22 protein-coding genes and 1 tRNA gene are annotated in these 21811 nt (G+C 69.7%); 12 read left to right on the top strand and 11 right to left on the bottom strand.

The features are described from left to right. The first annotated feature begins 230 nt into the window (after positions 1-230). The 5 genes from ACFYP4_RS07750 (at position 231) to ACFYP4_RS07730 (ending at position 3740) form a co-directional block, all read left to right on the top strand. Positions 231-1667 carry an amino acid permease gene (locus tag ACFYP4_RS07750; RefSeq protein WP_358851381.1) on the top strand — a complete coding sequence of 479 codons (1437 nt, stop codon included), beginning with the start codon at positions 231-233 and terminating at the stop codon, positions 1665-1667. Between the two features lie 119 nt (positions 1668-1786). After that, positions 1787-2209 carry a M67 family metallopeptidase gene (locus ACFYP4_RS07745; protein ID WP_358851380.1) on the top strand — a complete coding sequence of 141 codons (423 nt, stop codon included), beginning with the start codon at positions 1787-1789 and terminating at the stop codon, positions 2207-2209. Between the two features lie 79 nt (positions 2210-2288). Continuing rightward, complete coding sequence (locus ACFYP4_RS07740; RefSeq protein WP_356134259.1) at positions 2289-2390, top strand: putative leader peptide; 102 nt, start codon at positions 2289-2291, stop codon at positions 2388-2390. Positions 2391-2505: 115 nt separating this feature from the next. Beyond that, positions 2506-2784: a MoaD/ThiS family protein gene (locus ACFYP4_RS07735; protein WP_388783665.1), complete on the top strand. Its 279-nt coding sequence runs from the start codon at positions 2506-2508 to the stop codon at positions 2782-2784. 5 nt (positions 2785-2789) lie between these two features. Further along, positions 2790-3740 (top strand): cysteine synthase, encoded by a 951-nt coding sequence (locus ACFYP4_RS07730; RefSeq protein ID WP_358851378.1) that lies wholly within the window; start codon positions 2790-2792, stop codon positions 3738-3740. 139 nt (positions 3741-3879) lie between these two features. Here the strand turns inward: ACFYP4_RS07730 and ACFYP4_RS07725 are convergent, their stop codons facing one another. Further along, entirely contained in the window at positions 3880-4383 is a 504-nt protein-coding gene (locus tag ACFYP4_RS07725) for a type II toxin-antitoxin system PemK/MazF family toxin (RefSeq protein ID WP_388783662.1), read from the bottom strand. 265 nt (positions 4384-4648) lie between these two features. Between ACFYP4_RS07725 and ACFYP4_RS07720 the strand changes: the two genes are divergently transcribed. Beyond that, positions 4649-5401, top strand: coding sequence for an MBL fold metallo-hydrolase (locus tag ACFYP4_RS07720; RefSeq protein WP_358851376.1), 753 nt, complete (start codon positions 4649-4651; stop codon positions 5399-5401). Between the two features lie 154 nt (positions 5402-5555). On the opposite strand, the gene ACFYP4_RS07715 is transcribed toward ACFYP4_RS07720, so the two are convergent. The 5 genes from ACFYP4_RS07715 to ACFYP4_RS07695 form a co-directional block, all read right to left on the bottom strand. Continuing rightward, entirely contained in the window at positions 5556-6857 is a 1302-nt protein-coding gene (locus ACFYP4_RS07715; protein WP_388783659.1) for a glycosyltransferase, read from the bottom strand. Next, entirely contained in the window at positions 6854-9019 is a 2166-nt protein-coding gene (locus ACFYP4_RS07710) for a peptidase domain-containing ABC transporter (protein ID WP_388783656.1), read from the bottom strand. Before ACFYP4_RS07710 ends, ACFYP4_RS07715 begins: the two co-directional genes overlap by 4 nt. 63 nt (positions 9020-9082) lie before the next feature. Continuing rightward, on the bottom strand, positions 9083-9274 hold the full coding sequence (locus ACFYP4_RS07705) for a hypothetical protein (protein ID WP_388783653.1): 192 nt from the start codon (positions 9272-9274) through the stop codon (positions 9083-9085). 288 nt (positions 9275-9562) lie between these two features. Further along, positions 9563-10828, bottom strand: a complete 1266-nt coding sequence (locus ACFYP4_RS07700; protein ID WP_356237616.1) for a PTS transporter subunit EIIC — start codon at positions 10826-10828, stop codon at positions 9563-9565. A 233-nt stretch (positions 10829-11061) separates the two neighbouring features. Further along, positions 11062-12351 (bottom strand): PTS transporter subunit EIIC, encoded by a 1290-nt coding sequence (locus ACFYP4_RS07695; protein WP_358851374.1) that lies wholly within the window; start codon positions 12349-12351, stop codon positions 11062-11064. A 121-nt stretch (positions 12352-12472) separates the two neighbouring features. Between ACFYP4_RS07695 and ACFYP4_RS07690 the strand changes: the two genes are divergently transcribed. The 4 genes from ACFYP4_RS07690 (at position 12473) to rdgB (ending at position 14751) form a co-directional block, all read left to right on the top strand. After that, on the top strand, positions 12473-12760 hold the full coding sequence (locus tag ACFYP4_RS07690) for a PTS glucose/sucrose transporter subunit IIB (RefSeq protein ID WP_358851417.1): 288 nt from the start codon (positions 12473-12475) through the stop codon (positions 12758-12760). A gap of 123 nt (positions 12761-12883) precedes the next feature. After that, the gene (rph, locus tag ACFYP4_RS07685; protein WP_358851373.1) at positions 12884-13618 is read left to right on the top strand and encodes a ribonuclease PH; all 735 of its coding nucleotides are present in this window, start codon (positions 12884-12886) and stop codon (positions 13616-13618) included. An 82-nt stretch (positions 13619-13700) separates the two neighbouring features. Continuing rightward, complete coding sequence (locus ACFYP4_RS07680) at positions 13701-14087, top strand: hypothetical protein (RefSeq protein WP_358851372.1); 387 nt, start codon at positions 13701-13703, stop codon at positions 14085-14087. Between the two features lie 61 nt (positions 14088-14148). Continuing rightward, a complete protein-coding gene (rdgB, locus tag ACFYP4_RS07675) occupies positions 14149-14751 on the top strand; it encodes an RdgB/HAM1 family non-canonical purine NTP pyrophosphatase (protein ID WP_358851371.1) in 603 nt (200 codons plus the stop codon). A gap of 58 nt (positions 14752-14809) precedes the next feature. Here the strand turns inward: rdgB and ACFYP4_RS07670 are convergent. The 4 genes from ACFYP4_RS07670 to bcp all read right to left on the bottom strand — a co-directional run bounded on the left by ACFYP4_RS07670 (position 14810) and on the right by bcp (position 18171). Continuing rightward, positions 14810-14893 (bottom strand) — tRNA-Leu (locus ACFYP4_RS07670). A gap of 32 nt (positions 14894-14925) precedes the next feature. Then, entirely contained in the window at positions 14926-16002 is a 1077-nt protein-coding gene (locus ACFYP4_RS07665; protein ID WP_388783647.1) for an HNH endonuclease signature motif containing protein, read from the bottom strand. A gap of 85 nt (positions 16003-16087) precedes the next feature. After that, positions 16088-17596, bottom strand: a complete 1509-nt coding sequence (proP, locus tag ACFYP4_RS07660; protein ID WP_358851369.1) for a glycine betaine/L-proline transporter ProP — start codon at positions 17594-17596, stop codon at positions 16088-16090. Positions 17597-17703: 107 nt separating this feature from the next. Beyond that, a complete protein-coding gene (gene bcp / locus ACFYP4_RS07655; protein ID WP_388783644.1) occupies positions 17704-18171 on the bottom strand; it encodes a thioredoxin-dependent thiol peroxidase in 468 nt (155 codons plus the stop codon). Positions 18172-18397: 226 nt separating this feature from the next. Here bcp and ACFYP4_RS07650 point away from each other — a divergent pair, with 226 nt between their 5' ends. Continuing rightward, positions 18398-18736 carry a DUF3618 domain-containing protein gene (locus ACFYP4_RS07650; RefSeq protein ID WP_388783641.1) on the top strand — a complete coding sequence of 113 codons (339 nt, stop codon included), beginning with the start codon at positions 18398-18400 and terminating at the stop codon, positions 18734-18736. A 43-nt stretch (positions 18737-18779) separates the two neighbouring features. Further along, a complete protein-coding gene (locus ACFYP4_RS07645; protein ID WP_358851366.1) occupies positions 18780-19124 on the top strand; it encodes a co-chaperone GroES in 345 nt (114 codons plus the stop codon). Between the two features lie 112 nt (positions 19125-19236). Here the strand turns inward: ACFYP4_RS07645 and ACFYP4_RS07640 are convergent, their stop codons facing one another. Next, the gene (locus tag ACFYP4_RS07640) at positions 19237-21618 is read right to left on the bottom strand and encodes a transglycosylase domain-containing protein (RefSeq protein WP_388783638.1); all 2382 of its coding nucleotides are present in this window, start codon (positions 21616-21618) and stop codon (positions 19237-19239) included. Positions 21619-21811: the final 193 nt, after the last annotated feature.

Raw genomic sequence — 21811 nt, 5'->3', positions numbered from 1 at the left:
TTGTCCGGTTCTTTCTGTGGTGTGCGCCACGAACGCCTCAGCCGATCACTGTCGCGGCCGTGATAGATCTTCACGACCGCCCGACGGGACGACACCCATGTCCCGACGGGTGCGCCACCGAGCCGGCGGATCGCCGGCCAGGCACAGCTCCATCACATCCGGGGGGATCGGGACCCGATTCCGAGGCCGCGCAGACGGCTCGGGTCGGCATGGAGAAAGGCGCACCAAACATGACCTCATCGCAGGTCGACAAGCAGTACGACGGCAGTGAGGCCGTGCAGAGCGCGGCGACCGAGGACGGCGAGGGCTACCAGCGCGGTCTCGGATCCCGGCAGATCCAGATGATCGCCATCGGCGGCGCCATCGGCACCGGCCTGTTCCTCGGCGCGGGCAAGGGCATCTCGAAGGCCGGGCCCAGCCTGATCCTCGCCTACGCCATCGCGGGCGTGGTCATCTTCTTCATCATGCGCGCCCTCGGCGAGCTGCTCATGTACCGCCCCGTGTCGGGCTCCTTCTCGGAGTACGCACGCGAGTTCATCGGCCCCTTCGCGGGCTTCGTGACCGGCTGGACGTACTGGCTCTTCTGGGTCGTCACCGGCATCACCGAGGTCACCGCGGCCGCCACCTACATGACGTACTGGTGGGACATCCCGCAATGGATCTCCGCACTGGTCTTCACGGTCATCCTGTACGCCGTGAACCTCATCTCCGTGAAGCTCTTCGGCGAGCTGGAGTTCTGGTTCTCGATGGTCAAGGTCACCGCCATCGTCGGCATGATCCTCATCTGCGCCGGCATCCTCACCCTCGGCTTCTCCGACGCCGGCGACACCGCGTCGGTCAGCCACCTGTGGAGCGACGGCGGCTTCTTCCCGCACGGCGTCGGCAGCACCCTGATGACCCTCCAGATGGTCATGTTCGCCTTCCTCGCCGTCGAACTGGTCGGCGTGACGGCCGGTGAGTCCAAGGACCCGAAGACGGTCCTGCCGAAGGCCATCAACACCGTGCCGTGGCGCATCGCCGTCTTCTACGTCGGCGCCCTGATCATGATCCTGTCCGTCGTGCCGTGGACGAACTTCCAGCCCGGCGTCAGCCCCTTCGTCGCCGCCTTCGAGAAGATGGGCCTCGCCGCCGGCGCGGGCATCGTCAACTTCGTCGTGCTGACCGCCGCGCTGTCCTCCTGCAACTCCGGCATGTACTCCACCGGCCGCATGCTGCGCGACCTCGCGCTCAACGGGCAGGGCCCCAAGGTCTTCACCAGGCTCACCCGCAACGGCACCCCGCTCATCGGCACCACGGTCTCGGCCGCGCTGATGATGGTCGGCGTCTGGATCAACTACCAGTGGCCCGGCGAGGCGTTCAACTACGTCGTCTCCTTCGCCACCATCTCCGGCATGTGGGCCTGGATCGTCATCCTGATCTGCCAGATCCGCTACCGCCTCAAGTCCGACCGCGGTGAGCTGCCCCGCTCCACCTTCCCGGCCCCCGGCGGCATCTGGGCCAGCGCCCTGTCGCTCGCCTTCATCGGCATGGTGATCGTGATGATGGGCATCGACAAGGACGCCCGCATCTCGCTCTACTGCGCCCCCGTGTGGGCCCTGCTCCTGGGCGTCTCCTACCTGGTGCTCAAGAACCGCAACCCGCAGGGCGCGGCCTTCGTCAAGCGCTGACCTCCGAGGCGCCGCGTGCCACGCGCCGACCTCGTCGGCGCCGAGCCGCCCGTCCGGCATCCGGGCCGTCCCGTACCACCCCTCGGTACGGGACGGCCCTTCTGCTTATCCTGACCAGCATGCTGACCATCACCCAGGCGCTCTTCGACCAGATCGTCGCGCACGCGCGGCAGGACCACCCCGACGAGGCCTGCGGCGTCGTCGCGGGCCCGGCCGGCACGGACCGTCCGGAGCGGTTCATTCCGATGCTGAACGCGGCCCGCTCGCCCACCTTCTACGAGTTCGACTCGGGCGACCTGCTGAAGCTCTACCGCGAACTGGACGACCGCGACGAGGAACCGGTCGTCATCTACCACTCGCACACCGCCACCGAGGCCTACCCCTCACGCACCGACATCTCGTACGCGAACGAGCCCGGCGCACACTACGTCCTGGTCTCCACGGCCGACGCCGACGAGGCCGGACCCTTCCAGTTCCGCTCGTACCGGATCCTCGACGGCGTGGTGACGGAGGAGGAGGTCACCGTGGTGGAGAGCTACTGATCCCGCATTTCGGTCAGAATTCATCCACTATCTGAGATCACACTCCGGGACCCCGGTCGGGAATCGATACGATGAGCGCATGGTTTCCCACGACGTGAGCGAGAAGACGCCGGGCACGCTGCTCGTGGCGCGGCTGCACGTCGACCTGTGCAGGCTCAACAGCGCCCTCTGTCCGCGCTGACCCCTGCCGCCGTACGGCCGTGGAGCCGCGGCGTCCGCACCCCGCGTCCCGCTACGCACGCAGCACCGCCGCGCGCCCACCGACCTGACTTTCCTCCCGACAGGAGCCCGCAATCATGGCCATCGAGGTCCGCATCCCCACCATCCTCCGCACCTACACCGACGGCCAGAAGGCAGTCGAGGGCGGCGGGGAGACCCTCGCCGAGCTCTTCGCCGACCTGGAGACCCGCCACGCGGGCATCCAGGCCCGGATCGTGGACGCCGGCGAGCTGCGCCGCTTCGTCAACGTCTACCTCAACGACGAGGACGTCCGCTTCCTCGACGGCATCAACACCAAGCTGACCGACGGCGACAACGTCACGATCCTGCCGGCCGTGGCCGGCGGCATGGCCTGATCGGTATGCGCTACGACTCCCCGCTGGCCGCGGTGGGCAACACCCCCCTGGTGCGCCTGCCGCGGCTGTCGCCGTCCGAGGACGTGCGCATCTGGGCCAAGCTGGAGGACCGCAACCCGACCGGCTCGGTCAAGGACCGCCCGGCCCTCCACATGATCGAGCAGGCGGAGAAGGACGGCCGGCTCACCCCCGGCTGCACCATCCTCGAACCGACCTCCGGCAACACCGGCATCTCGCTCGCCATGGCCGCCAGGCTCAAGGGCTACCGCATCGTCTGCGTCATGCCCGAGAACACCTCCCGGGAGCGCCGCGACCTGCTCGCCATGTGGGGCGCCGAGATCATCTCGTCCCCGGCGGCCGGCGGCTCCAACACGGCCGTACGCGTCGCCAAGGAGCTGTCGGCCGAGCACCCGGACTGGGTGATGCTCTACCAGTACGGCAACCCCGACAACGCGGGCGCGCACTACGCCACGACCGGCCCGGAGATCCTCGCCGACCTCCCCTCCCTCACGCACTTCGTCGCCGGACTCGGCACCACCGGCACCCTCATGGGCGTCGGCCGGTTCCTGCGCGAACACAAGCCCGACGTCAAGATCGTCGCCGCCGAGCCGCGCTACGACGACCTGGTCTACGGGCTGCGCAACCTGGACGAGGGCTTCGTCCCCGAGCTGTACGACGCCTCCGTCCTGACCACCCGTTTCTCCGTCGGCTCGGCGGACGCCGTCACCCGTACGCGGGAACTGCTCCAGCAGGAGGGCATCTTCGCCGGGGTCTCCACCGGCGCCGCCCTGCACGCCGCGATCGGCGTCGGCAGGAAGGCGCTGGCGGCGGGGGAGAGCGCCGACATCGTCTTCGTCGTGGCCGACGGCGGCTGGAAGTACCTGTCGACGGGCGTCTACACGGCCGCGACCACGGAAGAGGCCATCGAGACGCTCCAGGGCCAGCTCTGGGCGTAGCTCCCGGCGCACTCCCGGAGCCGGAGGGGCGGCCGGACCCGCGGCCCGTCCGGCGCCCGGGGCCGGCGGCCCGGCCCGTGGGGGCCACGCCCGCCGGCGTCCGGGACTGCGGCCGGCCCCTCGGGGTACGGCCGCGCGGTCACCGGGCCAGGTGGCGCACCTGGTCCCACAGCGCGGGGTCCACGGCCCCCACCCGGCGCCGGAAGTCCCCGACCGGAACGTCCCGCAACTCGTCCGTCTCCAGATAACTCGGCCTGCCGTGGGCATCGCCCACCGACCCGGGCGGCAACGGGATCACCCCGGCCCGCTCGTCGTGGTACTTGCTGGTGATCTTCGCGACCGTCGCCCGGCGCCCGCGCACGGACAGCACCAGACAGGGCCGGTCCTTCGCACCCGGACCGTCCTCGTAGGGCACGTTCGCCCACCAGATCTCCGCCGGCCGGGGCTCGCCCACCCGTCCCCGCGGCTCCGCCGCCCGCCCGGACGGACGCCCCGGCGGACGTGTACGTCCCTGCGGACGTGTACGTCCCTGCGGACGCGTACGTCCCGGCGGGCGCCGCCCGCGACCCCAGCCGTCGACCAGCGTCGCGACCAGAGCGAGCAGTACCACGGCCACCAGGGCGAGCCACCAGGTCGTGTGCATACCGTAGAAGGTACCGGCGCGCACCTCGGGCCGCCGCCCCGGCCCCGTCCGCCGCACGCCGGCCCAGACCGGTACCGCCACGGCCCGGCCCCGTCCGCGGCATGTCCATCCGAACCGGTGACAGCACAGGTGAGTTCGCCCACAACGGCCCCTGGCGGAGGAGCGACGGGAGCTTTTGCGCCTTACGCTCGACGCACCGCACGACCCCCGTTCCCGTTTCGTTTCTGCCTTTGCATTTCCCGCCAGCGCGGAGGTTCCAGCCCTCATGAAGCTCACCGTCGTCGGCTGCTCGGGGTCGTTCCCGTCCGCGGAATCGGCCTGCTCGAGCTACCTCGTCGAGGCCGACGGCTTCCGGCTGCTTCTCGACATGGGCAACGGTGCCCTGGGCGAGCTGCAGCGCCACTGCGGTCTCTACGACCTCGACGCGATCTTCCTCAGCCATCTGCACGCCGACCACTGCATCGACATGTGCGCGTACTTCGTCGCGCGCTACTACCGTCACGACGGCGGCCGCTGCGAACCCCTCCCCGTGTACGGACCCGAGGGCACGGAGCAGCGCCTGACCACGGCGTACGCGGACACGCCCTCCGCGTCCTCGATGAGCGAGGTCTTCGACTTCCACACCGTCAAGCCGGGCTCGTTCGAGATCGGCCCCTTCGCCGTGCACACGGAGAAGGTGCGCCATCCGGTGGAGGCGTACGGCATCCGGGTCGAGCACGGCGGCCGCTCGCTGACCTACTCCGGGGACACGGGGGTCAGCGACGCCCTGGACCAACTCGCCCGCGACACCGACCTGTTCCTGTGCGAGGCGGCGTTCACCCACGGCAAGGAGAACATCCCCGACCTCCACCTCAACGGCCGCGAGGCCGGCGAGACGGCCACCCGCGCGGGAGCCCGCCGCCTGGTCCTCACCCACATCCCCCCGTGGACGGACCCCCGGATCAACCTGGCGGACGCGCGCGCGGTGTACGACGGCCCGGTGGAACTGGCGGTACCGAGCAGGTCGTACGAGGTGTAAGCACTCCTCCCGCGGCCTTGCGGCCGCGTGCACCCGAGCCCGCTCGGGTCGGCCGGGACGAGCCGTCGGCCACGGCGGCCCGATCCGCACCACGGACCCCGGTACGCACGACGGGGCCCGGAGTGATCTCGCGGGCCCCGGCGTGATCGCGCCCCTACCCAGTGCCCTCCCGCGCCGCGGCCAGCACCCGCTCGAGTGCCTCGAAGTCCTCGGTCACGCTCTCTCCGGCACCGCGGGCGACGGCCTTGCGCTGGGCGGGTACGACCGTCTCGTACCGGCCGCTCGCGAGAGCGAGGGTCGCCTGGAGTTCGAACAGCCGCGCCATCAGGTGACGGTTGTCCGGCTCCTCGGCGGGCTCGGCGGCGGTTATCCCGTCGACGAGTGCGGACAGACGTCCCAGGAGCCGGCTCGACTCCACGACGGTTCGGTAGTAGGTGGCCTCCACCGTCCTTCCGGCGGCCGCGAGCCGACCGGCGTACGTTGCGATCTGCTCCGCCCCGCCGAAGCGCACTGCCAGTTCGCAGAGCAGGACCCACGCGTCGACGGTGCGCTCCGCCCGGTAGTCCGGTCCCTGGCCCGCGGCTGCCGCGAACGCCGCTTCGACGCGGTCGAAGCAGGCCGTCAGCTCCTCCCTGGACGCCGTCCGGTAGTCCACGGTGTCGCGCACCTCGTAGTAGACCCACTTCGGATTGTCCGGCTCCTCGTGGGCGGCCAGCCGGCTCAGCCTGCCGTAGAGCTCCCGTTTGCCCCTTTCCTCGACCACCTCCGGCAGATATCCCGTGTGGTCGAAGCGGGCGTCGATCCCGATCCGCCGAGGGGCGTTGCCCGCGGCGTCGTACGGGTGCTCGTGGACCCGTCCCCGGAAGCGGAACGGGGCGTCGGCCCGCAGGACGCGCTGGGTGTTGGTGTAGGCCGGCCCGCCGACGTCCTCGATCACGGGCGACACGACGAAGTCGGCGCCGGGCAGCAGGAAGCCGGACAGCGCCAGCGCGCGCCGGATCCGGCCCGCGTGCTCGGGCCGGAGGACCTCGTCCGCGTCCACGTAGACGATCCAGCCGTCTGTGACGTGCCGCAGCGCGAGATTGCGGTGGTGGGAGAAGTCGTCGGCCCAGGGCGCGGACACCACTGTCACGTCGCCGTGCGCCGCACGGGCACGCTCCACGGTGGCGTCGGTGGAACCCGAGTCGATCAGCAGGCAGCGGTCGGCGTCCCGGGCGAGTGCCGCGAGGCAGTCCGCGATGCCCTGCTCCTCGTCACGGGTGAGCACGGCGGCCGTGACCGGCGTCGCTCGGTGACTCTCGTAGAGCAGCGCCAGTTCCGCCGGGTCGGGTGAGGGGAGCGATGCCCCCGCCAGATCCGCCGAGACGGTGGTGACCAGGGTCAGGTCGGCGGCCAGCCGTGAGGGAGGCAGACCGTCGGGCGTGCGGGCGAGGTCCAGCAGTTCCGCGAACTTCATTTCGGTGAGGACTTTCTGACGAGTACGGCCGGCGGATGGCCGGCGGTCGCTTGCCGGGCCGACCGAGGCTTCGGGGACTGGTCCAGGGAGATGTGGAGGTCGAAGGGAACGTCCTGGACATGGCCGTGCGACACCACGACCTTGGTCGCCTTGAGGGCACCGAGACGGTCCCAGACGCGGGCGAAGGTCTCGCGGTCGATCCCGCTGAACGACTCGTCGAAGAGATAGACCTGGGGGGCGTGCAGTACGGCGCGGGCCAGGGAGAGCCGCTGCAGCTGCCCGCGCGACAGGCCCGCGCCGGTGTCCCGTACCGGTTCGTCGAGCCCTTCCGGAAGAGTGGCCAGGACCTCCGAGAACCCCGCGACACGGCAGGCCTCCCTGATGGCGGCCTCGCTGTGCCCGGCACCGAGAGTGAGGTTCTCGCGCAGGGATGCGGCCAGCAGCACCGGAGTCTCCGGCACGTACAGCACGTGGCGTCGCAACACGGATTCGCCGACACGGCTGATCTCGGCTCCGCCCAGGGTGATGCTCCCGCGATAGCCGGAGTGCGTGCCGGCCAGCAGGGCGAGCAGGGTGCTCTTGCCCGACCCGTTCGAGCCGCGCAGCAGCACGCTGGCGCCGAAGGGGATGTCGAGGTCGCAGTCCGCGAGCGCGTCCCGCCCGGATCCCTCGTAGGAGAAGCACAGCGAGGTGACCCGGATGTCCGCCGGTTCGAGCGGCGACTCCGCTTCCGCTTCCGTCAGCTCCCGCCGCGCGTCGTCCCGGTGCAGGACCACGTCTCGGTACCTGCCCAGAGCGGCCGAGGTGCGCTGCACCGTCACCTGGAGCGAGGCGACGGAGTCCATCGACCCGAGGAAGTAGCCGGCCATGGTGAGGAAGCCGAAGACCTGACCGACGGTGAGGGCCCCGGAGAGCATCTGCGTCAGTCCGGCCCAGGCGACCACGATCGTGAAGATTCCCTGGTTGCCGGTCTTGATCACGGAGTTGAGATTCTCCAGTCGGCCCAGCCGTGTCTCCGCTGCGACCCTTCGCCGTAGTGCCCGGGTCATCCGGTCGAAGGCGAATTCCCGCTTTCCGTAGCCGATCAGTTCCTCGCGCCCCTGGAGGACGGTCAGAGTCTCGGACTTCAGGGTCGCGTCACGCTGGAGTGCTTCCTCCGCGGAATTTCTGATGTGCGGATAAAGAAAGACCGAGCTGATGACGTTGACTGCGGAGGGGGGCAACAGGACAAGGAAAAGGAGAGGGCTCGTCACGAGCAGATAGACGCCGACGGAAACAACGACTCCGATGTCGATGGCGGCCCGCACGGCGGCCGCGGTGACCCGTCCCTGAATCTCCTGCACATCGTCGAGCCGACTCACCAGGTCGCCGGCCCGCCTGCTTTTGAAATACGGCTGGGGAAGGCGCAGCAGTTTCCCCAGGAAACTCTCCGACAGCCGCCGCTGCAACGACTGGCTCAGGGCGACGATGGCGCGTCCGCGCCCGTACTGGACCGCCGCGGCCGCCGACGCGACGGCGACGAACTGCAGAGAGGTGACGGCTAGTTCGTGCCGCGAACCGTTCCGCATGACACGGTCCACCGCCAGTTGGACGAAGAGACTGTTCAGCAGGGCGACTCCGGCGACGACGGCGGTCGTTGTCAGGACCAGGGCCAGGTGTCCCCAGTGTTCGAGCATCAGGCGCCGCAGGAGCCGCTGCCCCGGTGGCCGACGGACGCGCATGCCCGGCACCCGCCGCACGGCGGGCCGGTCGGTGACCAGGGCCTCGCCGTGGAACGCTTCTCCCAGGACGTCGGCGGCGATACGCATCGGCCGGTGCAGGAGTGGGTCGCTGACCAGGAAGAAGCCGCCCGCGGCCTCGTGCACGACGACGAAGTGCCGATGGCTGCCCCCCTCGTCCAGCAGCACGACGGTGGGACCGGCCAGCCGGACCACCTGCTCCAACTGGGCCGTGTCCAGGCGCAGAAGCTCGCTGTCGACGCCGTAGCCGACGAGGACGTCACGTAGCTTCAGCAGGTTCGAGCCGCGTTCGCCCAGGCCGACGGAGTCCCGCAGGATCGCCGCGTCGACCCGCACCCCGTGCCGCAGGAGCACGGTGCGTACACATGCGGGACCGCAGTCGGTGTCCCCCGTCTGATGCGTGTGGAACCGCTGCCACTTCACTGGTGTTCTCCCCCCGGCCGTCACGGGCGCCCGCCCCGGAAAGGGGCGGGCGCCGGTCGCGCACTACAGCTTGTCGCAGCCCAGCGACTTCCAGAGCTTGTAGTAGTCCATGTAACTGCAGGACAGCGGATTCCCGATCTGCGCGAAGATCCATTCGCAGCGCGCACGGCTCGGCTTGCCCTCACCCGAGGCGGCTGCCGCCTCCTCGTCGGTGAGCACGGTGAACTGCATGTCCCGAAGAGCTTGAAGACTCATCGATTTCCCCACTGTGTCGGTCGTGACCGTTTCCGGCCTTCGTGTCGGGCCGTACCTGGTCACGGTGCGGCCGTGGTCCCGACCGTACGAGGCGGGAATGTAAATGATCAAGCCGTATGGACAGGTGATCATCTTCACGCAGGAAAAGTCGGGGAATGTGGAACCCCGCGAGGCTTTCGGGACTGCGCCGCCTCCGCGGGCGAAAAGCGTGTTCCTTCGGGCATGCCGAATTCCCCGGGCCGCCCTGCGGTCCGGGGAATTCGAGTGGTACGGCTTTTCCTGGAGGCCCTACTTGGCCTCCGCCTTCTGCAGTTCCGCCAGTTCCTCGTCGGACTCACGGCCCGGCGTCGGCAGGTTCCACTTGGTGATGGCGAAGCGGAAGACGACGTAGTAGACGGCGGCGAAGCACAGGCCGACCAGGACCAGGCCCCACGGGTTGGTCGCGATGCCGAGGTTCAGGCCGAAGTCGACCGCGCCGGCCGAGAAGCCGAAGCCGTCCTTCATGCCGAGCGCCCAGGTCAGCGCCATCGAGACCCCGGTGAGGACCGCGTGGATCGCGTAGAGGACCGGCGCGATGAACATGAAGGTGAACTCGATCGGCTCCGTGACACCCGTGACGAACGAGGTCAGCGCGAGCGAGAACATCATGCCGCCGACGACCTTGCGGCGCTCGGGGCGGGCGCAGTGCACGATCGCGAGGCAGGCGGCGGGCAGCGCGAACATCATGATCGGGAAGAAGCCGGTCATGAACTGTCCGGCGGTCGGGTCACCGGCGAGGAAGCGCGAGATGTCGCCGCTCTTGCCCTCGTACGAACCCGCCTGGAACCACGGGAAGGAGTTCAGCAGGTGGTGCATGCCGATCGGGATGAGCGCGCGGTTGGCGACACCGAAGATGCCCGCGCCCACGGCGCCCGAACCCACGAGCCACTCACCGAAGTTGTGCAGCCCCGTACCGAGCACCGGCCAGATGTAGCCGAAGACGACACCGATGACGAGGCCCGCGAAGGCGGAGAGGATCGGGACGAGGCGGCGGCCGCCGAAGAAGCCTGCCCAGTCGGGCAGCTTGGTCCGGTAGAACTTCTGGTACAGCAGTGCCACGACTATGCCCATGACCACGCCGCCGAGGACCTTGGCGTCCACGGGCGCGTCGACCATGACGACCTTGCCGTCGACGGCCGTCGCCACCTTCGGCAGGTTCTTGTCAGTGAACGTGGCCAGCACGTTCTTGAAGACGAGGTAGCCGACCACGGCCGCAAGGGCGGTGGAGCCGTCCGACTTCTTCGCGAAGCCGATCGCGATACCCACGGCGAACAGCAGCGCCATGTTGTCGAGGATGGCGTTGCCGCCGGCCGACATGAAGCTCGCGATCTTCGTGAGGAACGCGGGGAAGGACTCGCGTCCCAGCATGTCGGTGTTGCCTAGGCGCACCAGCAGTGCGGCGGCGGGCAGGACGGCGACCGGAAGCATCAGGCTGCGGCCGATGCGCTGCAGGACAGCCATCGCGCCGGCACCCTTCTTCTTCTCGGCCGCGGGAGCGGCGCTGGCCGTGGACACAACTTCCTCCAGTGGGCAAGGCGCCGCCCGGGGACAGGGGGTGGGGAGCGGCGTGGTCTACACCACTCAGTGGTGTAGACCTGTTGTAGCACGGTGAAGGCTGGATAAGGAACCCGCGGAATTTGTGGCCTCGGCCATAGCGGAACAACCGGTTCCATACGCCGCGAAGGGCCCCCGGACCAGGCAGGTCCAGGGGCCCTTCGGGCGGCGAGGGGGCGTATGTCCCGGGGCGGCTACGCCCGCGTCGTGTCCTCCACCTCGTCCTCGGGCTCACGCCCCGGAGTCTTGAGGTCGAATTTGGTGATCGCGAAACGGAAGATCGCGTAGTACACGGCGGCGAAGCACAGCCCGATCGGAATCATCGCCCACGGTCTCGTCGCCAGGTTCCAGTTGATGACGTAGTCGATCAGGCCGGCCGAGAAGCTGAAACCGTCGTGCACGCCGAGCCCCCAGGTCACCGCCATGGAGACACCGGTGAGCAGTGCGTGGATCACGTACAGCAGCGGCGCGATGAACATGAACGAGTACTCGATCGGTTCCGTGATGCCGGTGACGAACGACGTCAGCGCCACCGAGAGCATCAGACCGCCGATCTCCTTGCGGCGGTGCGGCTTGGCGCAGTGCGTCATGGCCAGGCACGCCGCAGGCAGCGCGAACATCATGATCGGGAAGAACCCCGACGTGAACTGCCCCGCGTTCGGGTCACCCGCCAGGAACATGTTGATGTCACCGTGCACCACCGTCCCGTCCGGCTTGGTGAAACTGCCGAACTGGAACCAGATGGGCACGTTCAGGAACTGGTGCAGCCCGATCATCAGCAGCGCCCGGTTGGCCACACCGAAGACACCCGCACCCCACGCCCCGAGCCCCACCAGCCAGTCGCTGAAGTTCTCCAGCCCGTCACCGATCGGCGGCCACACCCACAGACACAGCGCGGCGAACGCGATGGCCACGAACGACATGATGATCGGCACGAGCCGGCGGCCGTTGAAGAACCCCAGCCAGTCGACCAGCTTCGTACGGTGGAAACGCTGCCAGAGATACGCGGTCATCAGCCCCATGACGATGCCGCCGAAGACCCCCGGATTCTGGTACGTGAACGCCGTCACGGACTGGTCCGCGCCCATGCAGCCGATGTTCTGGATGACCTTCGCCTGCTCGGCACAGTCCTCCGGGAACTGCCGCAGCACGTTGTAGTAGACGAGGAACCCGACCACCGCCGCCAGCGCCGTCGACCCGTCTGCCTTCTTCGCCATGCCGATGGCCACACCGATGCAGAACAGCAGCGGCAGCCCGAGCGAACCGTCGAGCAGCGCGCTGCCCGCACCCGCCATGACCTTGGAGACGTCGGTCCAGCCGAGCCCCTCGTCCCCGAACACGTCCGGCTGCCCCAGCCGGTTCAGGATGCCCGCGGCCGGCAGCACCGCGATGGGAAGCTGCAGGCTCCGGCCCATCTTCTGCAAGCCCTGGAACAGGTCGTTCCGGCGGGTGCGCGCGGGCTGGGCCGCACTGTCGGCGCTCATGGACGTCCTCCGGGAACAGGACCGGGTTTGGCGGCCGTTGAAAAGTGGTGTAGACCAGTTGCGAACGGTCGGCTGTCGTGATCGTCATCATTCGGCACACACCGCACGACCGCTCGCGAAGATGGGCCAACTGTGGGTTACTGCGACAAAAGCGGTTCGGATCAGGGAGAAGGACATGGCCACCAAGGCTGAGAAGATCGTTGCCGGGCTCGGCGGCATCGAGAACATCGAAGAGGTCGAAGGCTGCATCACCCGCCTCCGCACCGAGGTCATCGACCCCGGCAAGGTCGACGAAGCCGCCCTCAAGGCCGCAGGCGCCCACGGCGTCGTCAAGATGGGCACCGCCATCCAGGTCGTCATCGGCACCGACGCCGACCCCATCGCCGCCGACATCGAAGACATGATGTGAACACCTGAACCCACCGGACCCCGCCGGAGTCACCACGTCCCGCCGGGCCCACCGGGCTCACCCCCAGGGGCCGCCTCCCCACCCGGAGCGGCCCCTCACCCATGTACGGCTAGGCTCGTCGCCATGTCTCGAATCGACGGCCGCACCCCCGACCAGCTCCGCCCCATCACCATCGAGCGCGGCTGGAGCAAGCACGCCGAAGGCTCCGTCCTCGTCTCCTTCGGCGACACCAAGGTCTTCTGCACCGCCTCCGTCACCGAAGGCGTACCGCGCTGGCGCAAGGGCAGCGGCGAAGGCTGGGTCACCGCCGAATACTCCATGCTGCCCCGCTCCACCAACACCCGCGGCGACCGCGAATCCGTCCGCGGCAGGATCGGCGGCCGCACCCACGAGATCAGCCGCCTCATCGGCCGCTCCCTGCGCGCCGTCATCGACTACAAGGCCCTCGGCGAGAACACCATCGTCCTCGACTGCGACGTCCTCCAGGCCGACGGCGGCACCCGCACCGCCGCCATCACCGGCGCCTACGTCGCCCTCGCCGACGCCGTCACCTGGGCCCAGGGCAGGAAACTCGTCAAGGCCGGACGACAGCCCCTCACCGGCACCGTCTCCGCCGTCTCCGTCGGCATCGTCGGCGGCGTACCCCTCCTCGACCTCTGCTACGAGGAAGACGTGAAGGCCGACACCGACATGAACGTCGTCTGCACCGGCGACGGCCGCTTCGTCGAAGTCCAGGGCACCGCGGAGGCCGAACCCTTCGACCGCAAGGAACTCAACGCCCTCCTCGACCTCGCCGTATCGGGCTGCGACACACTCGCCGCCGCCCAGCGCGCCGCCCTCGAGGCAACCGCACACTAGCCGTACGCGTTCTTAGAGGTACGGGCGCACGGCCCAGCCGCGCGCCCGCGACCACACCATGCCCACGGGGAGGGACCCTTCCATGGCCTCGCGCCACCGCACCGCGGCACTCGCCGTCGCCGCCGCACTCGTCGTCCTGCCGGCGGCCGTCGGCTGCGACGCCGTCAACAAGGCCCTGGACTGCGTCCAGACCGCGGACGCCATAGCCGACAGCGTCACCGACCTCCAGCAGGCCGTCGAGAACGCCGCCAACGACCCGGCACAGACCGACGAATCCCTCCGCTCCATCGAGCGGAACCTCGACAAGATCGACGACACCACCGACAACGCCGACGTCAGCAAGGCCGTCGACGACCTCGGCACCGCCGTCGACAACGTCCGCACCGCCATCAAGAACGGCGACGACACCCCCGACATCAGCCCCGTCACGGACGCGGCCGGCGAACTCACCAAGGTCTGCACCCCGTAACACCCGGCGCCACGAAGGCAGTCCGGCCGGGACCCCGCCGCACCCCTGGATACTGGTGCGCATGACCCGCCTGATCCTCGCCACCCGCAACGCCGGAAAGATCACCGAACTGAAGGCGATCCTCGCCGACGCAGGACTCCCACACGACCTCGTCGGCGCGGACGCCTACCCCCACATCCCCGACGTCAAGGAAACCGGCGTCACCTTCGCCGAGAACGCCCTGCTCAAGGCGCACGCCCTCGCCCGGGCCACCGGCCTGCCCGCCGTCGCCGACGACTCCGGCCTCTGCGTCGACGTCCTCGGCGGCGCCCCCGGCATCTTCTCCGCCCGCTGGGCCGGCCGCCACGGCGACGACGCGGCCAACCTGGAACTGCTGCTCGCCCAGCTCGGCGACATCGCCGACCCGCACCGCGGCGCCCACTTCGCGTGCGCGGCGGCCCTCGCCCTCCCCGACGGCACGGAGCGCGTCGTCGAGGGGCGCCTCCTCGGCACCCTCCGCGCCGCCCCCTCCGGCACGAACGGCTTCGGCTACGACCCGATCCTCCAGCCGGCCGGCGAGACCCGCACCTGCGCGGAACTCTCCCCCGAGGAGAAGAACGCGATCAGCCACCGGGGCCAGGCGTTCCGCGCCCTGATCCCGGCGGTACGGGAACTGGTGGGCTGAGGGCGCGCAGAAGCCGTGGCGCCGACCTCTCTGGGCGGGCGCCACGGTTTCCCGCTTGTGCGGCCGGTGGGACTCGAACCCACACGGGTGTGAACCCACTGGGACCTAAACCCAGCATGACTGCCAGTTCCATCACGGCCGCGAGAGCCGGCTGTCGAGCCCGACCGGCGGCGTTCAGTGTACCGAGGATGTGGTGGTCGGCGGCGTCCGGTTGTCCGTCCTTCGGCACCACGTCTCCGTCAACGCGTGGCAGTTGGGGCACAAGTAGCGGAGGTTTTCCCGGCGGTTGTCCCGCCAGTCTCCGTTGACATGGTCGATCTGCAAGGTGATCGGCTGCCCGAGCCACTCGCCGGTGTTGCCGCACCTCACGCATTGGTAGGGCACTCCGATTTCGATCAGGGCCCGGTGCAGGCGGCTCCTGTTGCTCCGCCCCGCGTGGTCTGGCAGCACGACCAGTGTCCGGTGGGCGATCGACGCGGGTGCCGGCCGTTCCGGCCGTCCCCATGTACGGCGTGTGAAGTGGCTGGTGTCGAGGCCGAGACGGGACGCCGCGCGGCGGACACGGCGGTGATTGGTGTCGTTGACCGCCATGCCGAGACCTCGCATCACATCGGCGTAGCTGGCGGAGCAGCGGATGAGCTCGCGCAACTTCTCCTCCGGGATCCGCGCCCGGCGATGTGAGAAGTGCCTGACGTCGATGTCCTGCGTGCGCAGAAGGCGACTCAGGGCGGCGCGCGAACGGCCGTCATCCGGAAGACCCAGCGCGCGGGCCACAGCACGCACGCTCGATGCCGCAGCCGCGGCTTCATGCAGCTCTTCCCGGGTGAACCGCAAGCCCGGCTCGGGCCGCCTCGTCCCGACGAAATGGTTGGTATCGATGCCTGCTGCGCTGATGCGGCGTCGGATGTGGGAGAGGGTGCCCGTGGCAGGGGTGGCCCCCAGCTTCAGCGCCACCTCGCGCAGCGAGCCCGACGAGGCGACAGCTTCGCCGATGACGGCGTCCGTGTACTTGCGCCAAGGTGTGCGCCGGGAAAAGTGGCCCGTGTCGAGTCCGAGTGCCTCCACTTTGTCCTGGAGCACGCGTCGTTGGCCCCCACTCGTGCTGAGACCGAGCCGCCGCATCAAGTCGGTCCAGTTGCGGGCCTCGGCCACGACCGGCGCGAGTCGGTCCTTGTCATACCGGTCCGGTCCCTTTCCGACGTGACCGTAGTGCTTGCTCGATGTCGCTTTCGGTGCGCTCCGCGCCCCCATCGTTCCCCCTCCGTTCCGCCACCCGTTCGTGGCTCGTACGGAGTAACGAACCGACTGTTGGACAGTCACGGAGCCGTGGGGGGGGTCAGAACCTCGGGGACGGGGTTCGGGCCCCCACCAGTTCTGCCGCTTCCTCCGGGGTGCCCACGGCGGGTGGGGAGCCGGCCAGGGGCTTGCGGGCCGTTTCCTTCATGCAGGCGACGGCCACGACGCCGACGAGCGCCGCGGCCATCGCGTAGTACGCGGGCATCATGTCGCTGCCGGTGATGCTGATGAGCGCCGTGATGACCAGCGGGGTCGTGCCGCCGAAGAGGGACGCGGAGAGGTTGTAGCCGACGGAGAGGGAGCCGTAGCGGACCTGGGTGGGGAAGAGCGCGGGAAGGGCCGCGGACATCGTGCCGAGCATGCAGACCAGGGAGAGGCCGAGCAGCAGCATGCCCGCCGAGACGCCGGCCAGGCTGCCCTGCTTGACCAGCAGGAAGGCCGGGACGGACAGGAACAGGAAGCCGAGCATGCCGGCCATCAGGAGCGGCTTGCGGCCGTAGCGGTCGGAGAGCGTGCCGACCCGGTTGATGACCAGCATCAGGACCAGCATGGTGACGATGAGGACCAGCAGGCCGTGGGTCTCGCTGTAGCCCATCTCGTCGGACAGGTACGTCGGCATGTACGACAGCAGCATGTAGTCGGTGATGTTGTACGCGCCGACCAGGGCGACGCAGAGGATCAGCGTCGGCCACTGGTCGCGGAAGATTGCCGCGAGGTCGCCCTTGGCGGTGGTCCCGGCGGGGGAGGCGGCGCCGGAGGCCTGGGGCGAGGACTCGTCCGCCAGCTTCTGGAAGGCGGGCGTCTCGTCCAGCCGCAGCCGCAGGTACAGCCCGACCAGGCCGATGGGCCCGGCGACCAGGAAGGGCACGCGCCAGCCCCAGGACTCCATGCCGTCGCTGCCGAGCAGGCTGGTCAGCAGCGTCACCAGGCCGGCCGCGCCGACGTATCCGGCGAGCGTGCCGGACTCCAGGAAGCTGCCGTAGAAGCCGCGGCGCCGGTCGGGGGCGTACTCGGCGATGAAGGTCGACGCGCCGCCGTACTCGCCGCCCGTCGAGAAGCCCTGGACGAGGCGGAAGAGGATCAGCAGGACCGGGGACCAGAAGCCGATCGTGGCGTACGAGGGGATCAGTCCGATGGCGAAGGTGCCGACGGCCATCAGGATCATCGTGAGGGCGAGGACCTTCTTGCGGCCGATCCGGTCGCCCATCGGGCCGAACACCATGCCGCCGACGGGCCGCACCAGGAACGAGACGGCGAAGGTCGCGAAGGAGGAGAGCAGCTGGACGGTGCCGTTCCCGGACGGGAAGAAGACGTGGCCGATGGTGACGGCCAGGTAGCTGTAGATGCCGAAGTCGAACCACTCCATGGCGTTGCCGAGCGAGGCCGCGTTCACGGCCCGCCTGACCGCCCGGTCGTCGGTGACCGTGATGTCGGTGCGCCGCAGGGGCGGGTTCCTGCGCCTGGTGGCCGCCCGGAAGAGCGTCCGGTGGCGCTTCACTGCCTCGGGGTCGGCGGTGACCCCGTCGGGTCCGGGCCCGGTGGCCGCCATGGAGGGATCCTCTCGTCGCTGGATCTCGTGGTCCAGCGGATCACCTGCTCGATGGTGGCGACCGCAAACGAAGGTCCCCGGCGGGAGGGACCTTCGTCACATGCCCGTCAGATGCCGAGGTCCTTGATGATCTTCGCCACGTGGCCGGTCGCCTTCACGTTGTACAGGGCCCGTTCGACCTTGCCCTCCTCGTCCACGATCACCGTGGAGCGGATGACGCCGACGACCGTCTTGCCGTACAGCTTCTTCTCGCCGAAGGCGCCGTACGCCTCCAGGACCGACTTGTCCGGGTCCCCGACCAGCGTCACCTTCAGGGCTTCCTGCTCGCGGAACTTGGCGAGCTTCTCCGGCTTGTCCGGGGAGACCCCGATGACGTCGTAGCCGGCGCCCGCCAGCACCTGGAGGTTGTCCGTGAAGTCGCAGGCCTGCTTGGTGCAGCCGGGGGTGAGGGCGGCGGGGTAGAAGTAGACGATGACCTTGCGGCCCTTGTGGTCGGCAAGGGACACGTCGTGGCCGTCGGCGTCCGGCAGGGTGAAGGCGGGGGCGGTGTCGCCGGGCTGGAGTCGCTCGCTCATCGGTACCTCACGTGACAGGGGCGGGTTTCGGGGAACGAGCCTAGGGCCTGTGACAATTCCCGTCGTCGCCCGGAGGGCGGACGGGAAGTGTCGGACAGGCCCGAGTGGGCTTCGGTGCGTCCGACAGGGGGTGCCGTGGGGTGCTATCGCCCGCGAGCTGACAGACTGTCGACCGGAGACAGTCCGGAGAACAGAGTTACGTCGCAACGACCACGGAGGCAGCGCGGTGTCGGATACGTCGAGAACGTCGGATACCAGGACTCCGGCGCAGATCGAGGCGGACATCAAACGCCGCCGGGAAGTCCTCGTTGAGACGCTGGACGAGATCGGTGTGCGAGTCCATCCCAAGACCATCGCCGGGGACGCCAAGGCCAAGGCCGTCTCCCACATCGACCACACGCTCGGCCGCGCCTATGTCGGCGTGAACCGGGTCGTCGGCGATGTGCGGGCGCAGTTCGTCACCGAGGAGGGCGCGCCGAGGCTGGAGCGCATCGTGCCGGTGGCGCTGCTCGCCGTCGGGCTGGTGGGTCTGCTCACGCTGGGCCCGCGGCGTCGCAGGCGTTGACCCGCTTGCGTACGGGAGTGGCCGGGGCGGGTAGGTTCGTCGCGTGAGCGAGAAGACCCATCACGACGACAAGCTGCCCATCCGGATGCTGCACGACCGTGTGCTCGTGCGGCAGGACGCCGCCGAGGGCGAACGGCGTTCGGGCGGCGGCATCCTGATTCCCGCGACCGCGGCCGTCGGCCGGCGCCTCGCCTGGGCGGAGGTCGTGGCGGTCGGGCAGAACGTGCGGACCGTGGAGCCGGGTGACCGGGTTCTCTACGATCCCGAGGACCGTGCCGAGGTGGAGGTGCGGGGCACCGCCTACGTGCTGATGCGTGAGCGGGATCTGCACGCGGTGGCCGCGGACCGCTTCGAGGGGTCCGTGGACTCCACGGGGCTGTATCTGTAGACGGGTGTCGCGAAGGGGCCGGTGACCGTGGTCACCGGCCCCTTCGCCGTGCCCTTCGCCCGGTCGGGGGTATCCCGGCGAGACGCGCCGTACCGGGTCTGCCGGTGGGGGGTTACGGGCGTCTGCCCCCGGGCCGGTTGAACACCCCGGCCGCCGTGCCGGCCACGTCGCCGCCGTCGGTCGAGCCGCCGGTGTCGGTCGTGCCGCCGTCGGTGGTGCCTCCGGTGTCGGTGCCGCCGATGTCGGTCCCGCCGCCGTCCGTGGTGCCGCCGTCCGTGGTGCCGCCGTCGGTCGCGGTGCCTCCCGTGGTGGGGGTGCTGCCGGTCGTGCCCCCGGTGCCGGGGGTGCCGGTCGTGCCCCCGGTGTCCGTGCCGCCGGTGGTGGGGGAGGCGCCGGTGGTGCCGCCGGTGTCCTGGCCGCCGGTGCCGGGGGTCTGGCCGGTGGGCCCGGTGGAGGGGAGCTGCGGCTCCTGCGCGCCCGCCTCCACCTCCAGGTCGAAGTCCTTCGCCGGGGTGCCGATGAGGGCGTTCCTCGTGTACTGGGCCCAGATCTGCGCGGGGTAGCCGCCGCCGTTGATGCGGGCCTGGCCGAGCGCGCCGTACAGCGGTTTGTGCGCGCCGGTGTCGGGGTCCTGGCCCATCACCGCGACGACGGTGGCGAGGTCGGGGGTGTAGCCGGCGAACCAGGCGGCCTGGTCCTCCTCGGCGGTGCCGGTCTTGCCGGCGGCGGGGCGGCCCGCGGCCTGCGCGGCGGTGCCGGTGCCGCCCTCGACGACGCTCCGCAGGACGGACGTCGTGGTGTCGGCGGCCTCCCGGTCGACGGCCTGCTTCATGTCCCGGCCGGGCAGGAGGACGTTCGCGGCGCCGTCCTTGCTGATGTCCTCGACGAGGGTGTACGTGCCGTGCCTGCCGTGGTTGGCGAGGGTCGCGTAGGCCTGCGCCATGTCGAGGACGCTGGCGGTGGCCGGGCCGAGCGCGATGGAGGGGGTGGCGGTCAGGTCGGGGGTGGCCGCCGGGATGCCGAGGGCGACGGCGGTGTCCTTGACCTTGTCCGCGCCGACGTCGACGGCCATCTGCGCGTACACCGCGTTGACCGACTTGTCGGTGGCGCCGCGTACGGTGATCGGCCCGTAGGAGACGTTGTCCTCGTTCTCGGGGGCGTAGGTGCCGCCGCTCCAGCCCTGCACGGGGCGTTTGTCGGTGCCGTCGTAGACGGTGTTGGGGGTGATCGGGCGGCCGTCCTGGGTGGTCGCGGCGTTCTGGACGGCCGAGGTGAACACGAACGGCTTGAAGGTGGAGCCGACCTGGTAGTCGCGGCGGGTGGCGTTGTTGACGTACTGCTTGGTGTAGTCGATGCCGCCGTACATGGCGACGACCTTGCCGTCGGCGGGGTCGATGGAGACGCCGCCCGCGCGGACGTAGGTGTCGACCTTGCGGTTCTTCTTGTCGAGCTGGTCCATGACCTGGTCGTCGACGGCCTTGACGAGGGCGTTCTGCTTCTTCTTCTGCAGGGTCGTGGTGATGCGGTAGCCGCCGGTGGCGAGGGTGTCCTCGTCGATGATCCTGTTGCCGGTGAGGTAGTCGCGGACGGCCTGGACGAGGTAGCCGCGCTGTCCGGACATCCCGGCGGAGCCCTTGGCCTCCTTCGGCGTGGGGAAGTCGACGGCGGCGCGGGCCGACGGGCTGAGCCAGTCCTTCTTGACCATGCCGTCCAGGACGTAGTTCCACCGGGCCAGGGCGGCGGACTTGTTCTCGGGGTGGGCGATCACGTCGTACTCGCTGGGCGCGTTGAGCAGCGTGGCGAGGTAGGCGCCCTGGCCCGCCGTCAGGCGGTCGGCGTCGACGCCGTAGTAGGCCTGGGCGGCGGCCTGGATGCCGTACGCGTTGCGGCCGAAGTAGCTGGTGTTGAGGTAGCCCTCGAGGATGTCGTCCTTGCTCTTCTCGCGGTCCAGCTTGATGGAGATGAAGAACTCCTTCACCTTCCGCGAGACGGTCTGTTCCTGGCCCAGGTAGTAGTTCTTGACGTACTGCTGGGTGATCGTCGAGCCGGACTGCCTGCCCTTGCCGGTGACGGTGTTCCAGCCCGCGCGGACCATGGCCTTGGGGTCGACGGCCGACTCGGTGTAGAAGTCCCGGTCCTCGGCGGCGAGCACCGCGTGCTGGGTGTTCGCGGCGATCTCGGCGAGGGTGACGTTCTCCCGGTTGACCTCGCCGTCGCGGGCGAGCTGGCTGCCGTCCGCGTACAGGTACACGTTGCTCTGCTTGACCGCGGCGGCGTTCGCGGGCGGGATCTTGACCAGGTAGTAGCCGAGTGCGAAGAGTCCGACGAGGAGCAGGATCAGGCCGACGAACGTGCCGAGCACCATCCGCCAGGTCGGGAAGAGCCGGCGCCAGCCGGTGCGGCGGCGCTTCCCGGCGGGCGTCGGCGGGGCCTGCCCGGGCTCTTCGGGCGGCCGGCCCTTGCTGCTGTCCTGCGGCTGCGGCTCGTCGCTCATCTCGGTGCCGGACTCCTGTTTCGCGTCGTACGGATGCGTACGACCTCGTACGTCTGGTGCGCCCCCTCTTGAAGACTCTCGCACCGGGCGTTCCGTTCCCCGATCCCGGGACGTGTCGCGGCGGAAAAATGCGTCGCACGCCAGGTCACCCGGGGACTAGGCTCGTGCGCTTCGGTCCGGAGCGGAGGGAGGC

The organism is Streptomyces sp. NPDC005551, from assembly GCF_042871785.1.
Lineage (GTDB): Bacteria > Actinomycetota > Actinomycetes > Streptomycetales > Streptomycetaceae > Streptomyces.
Note: the sequence above shows the minus strand (reverse complement) of the source record. Positions and strands in the feature narration are given on the sequence as shown.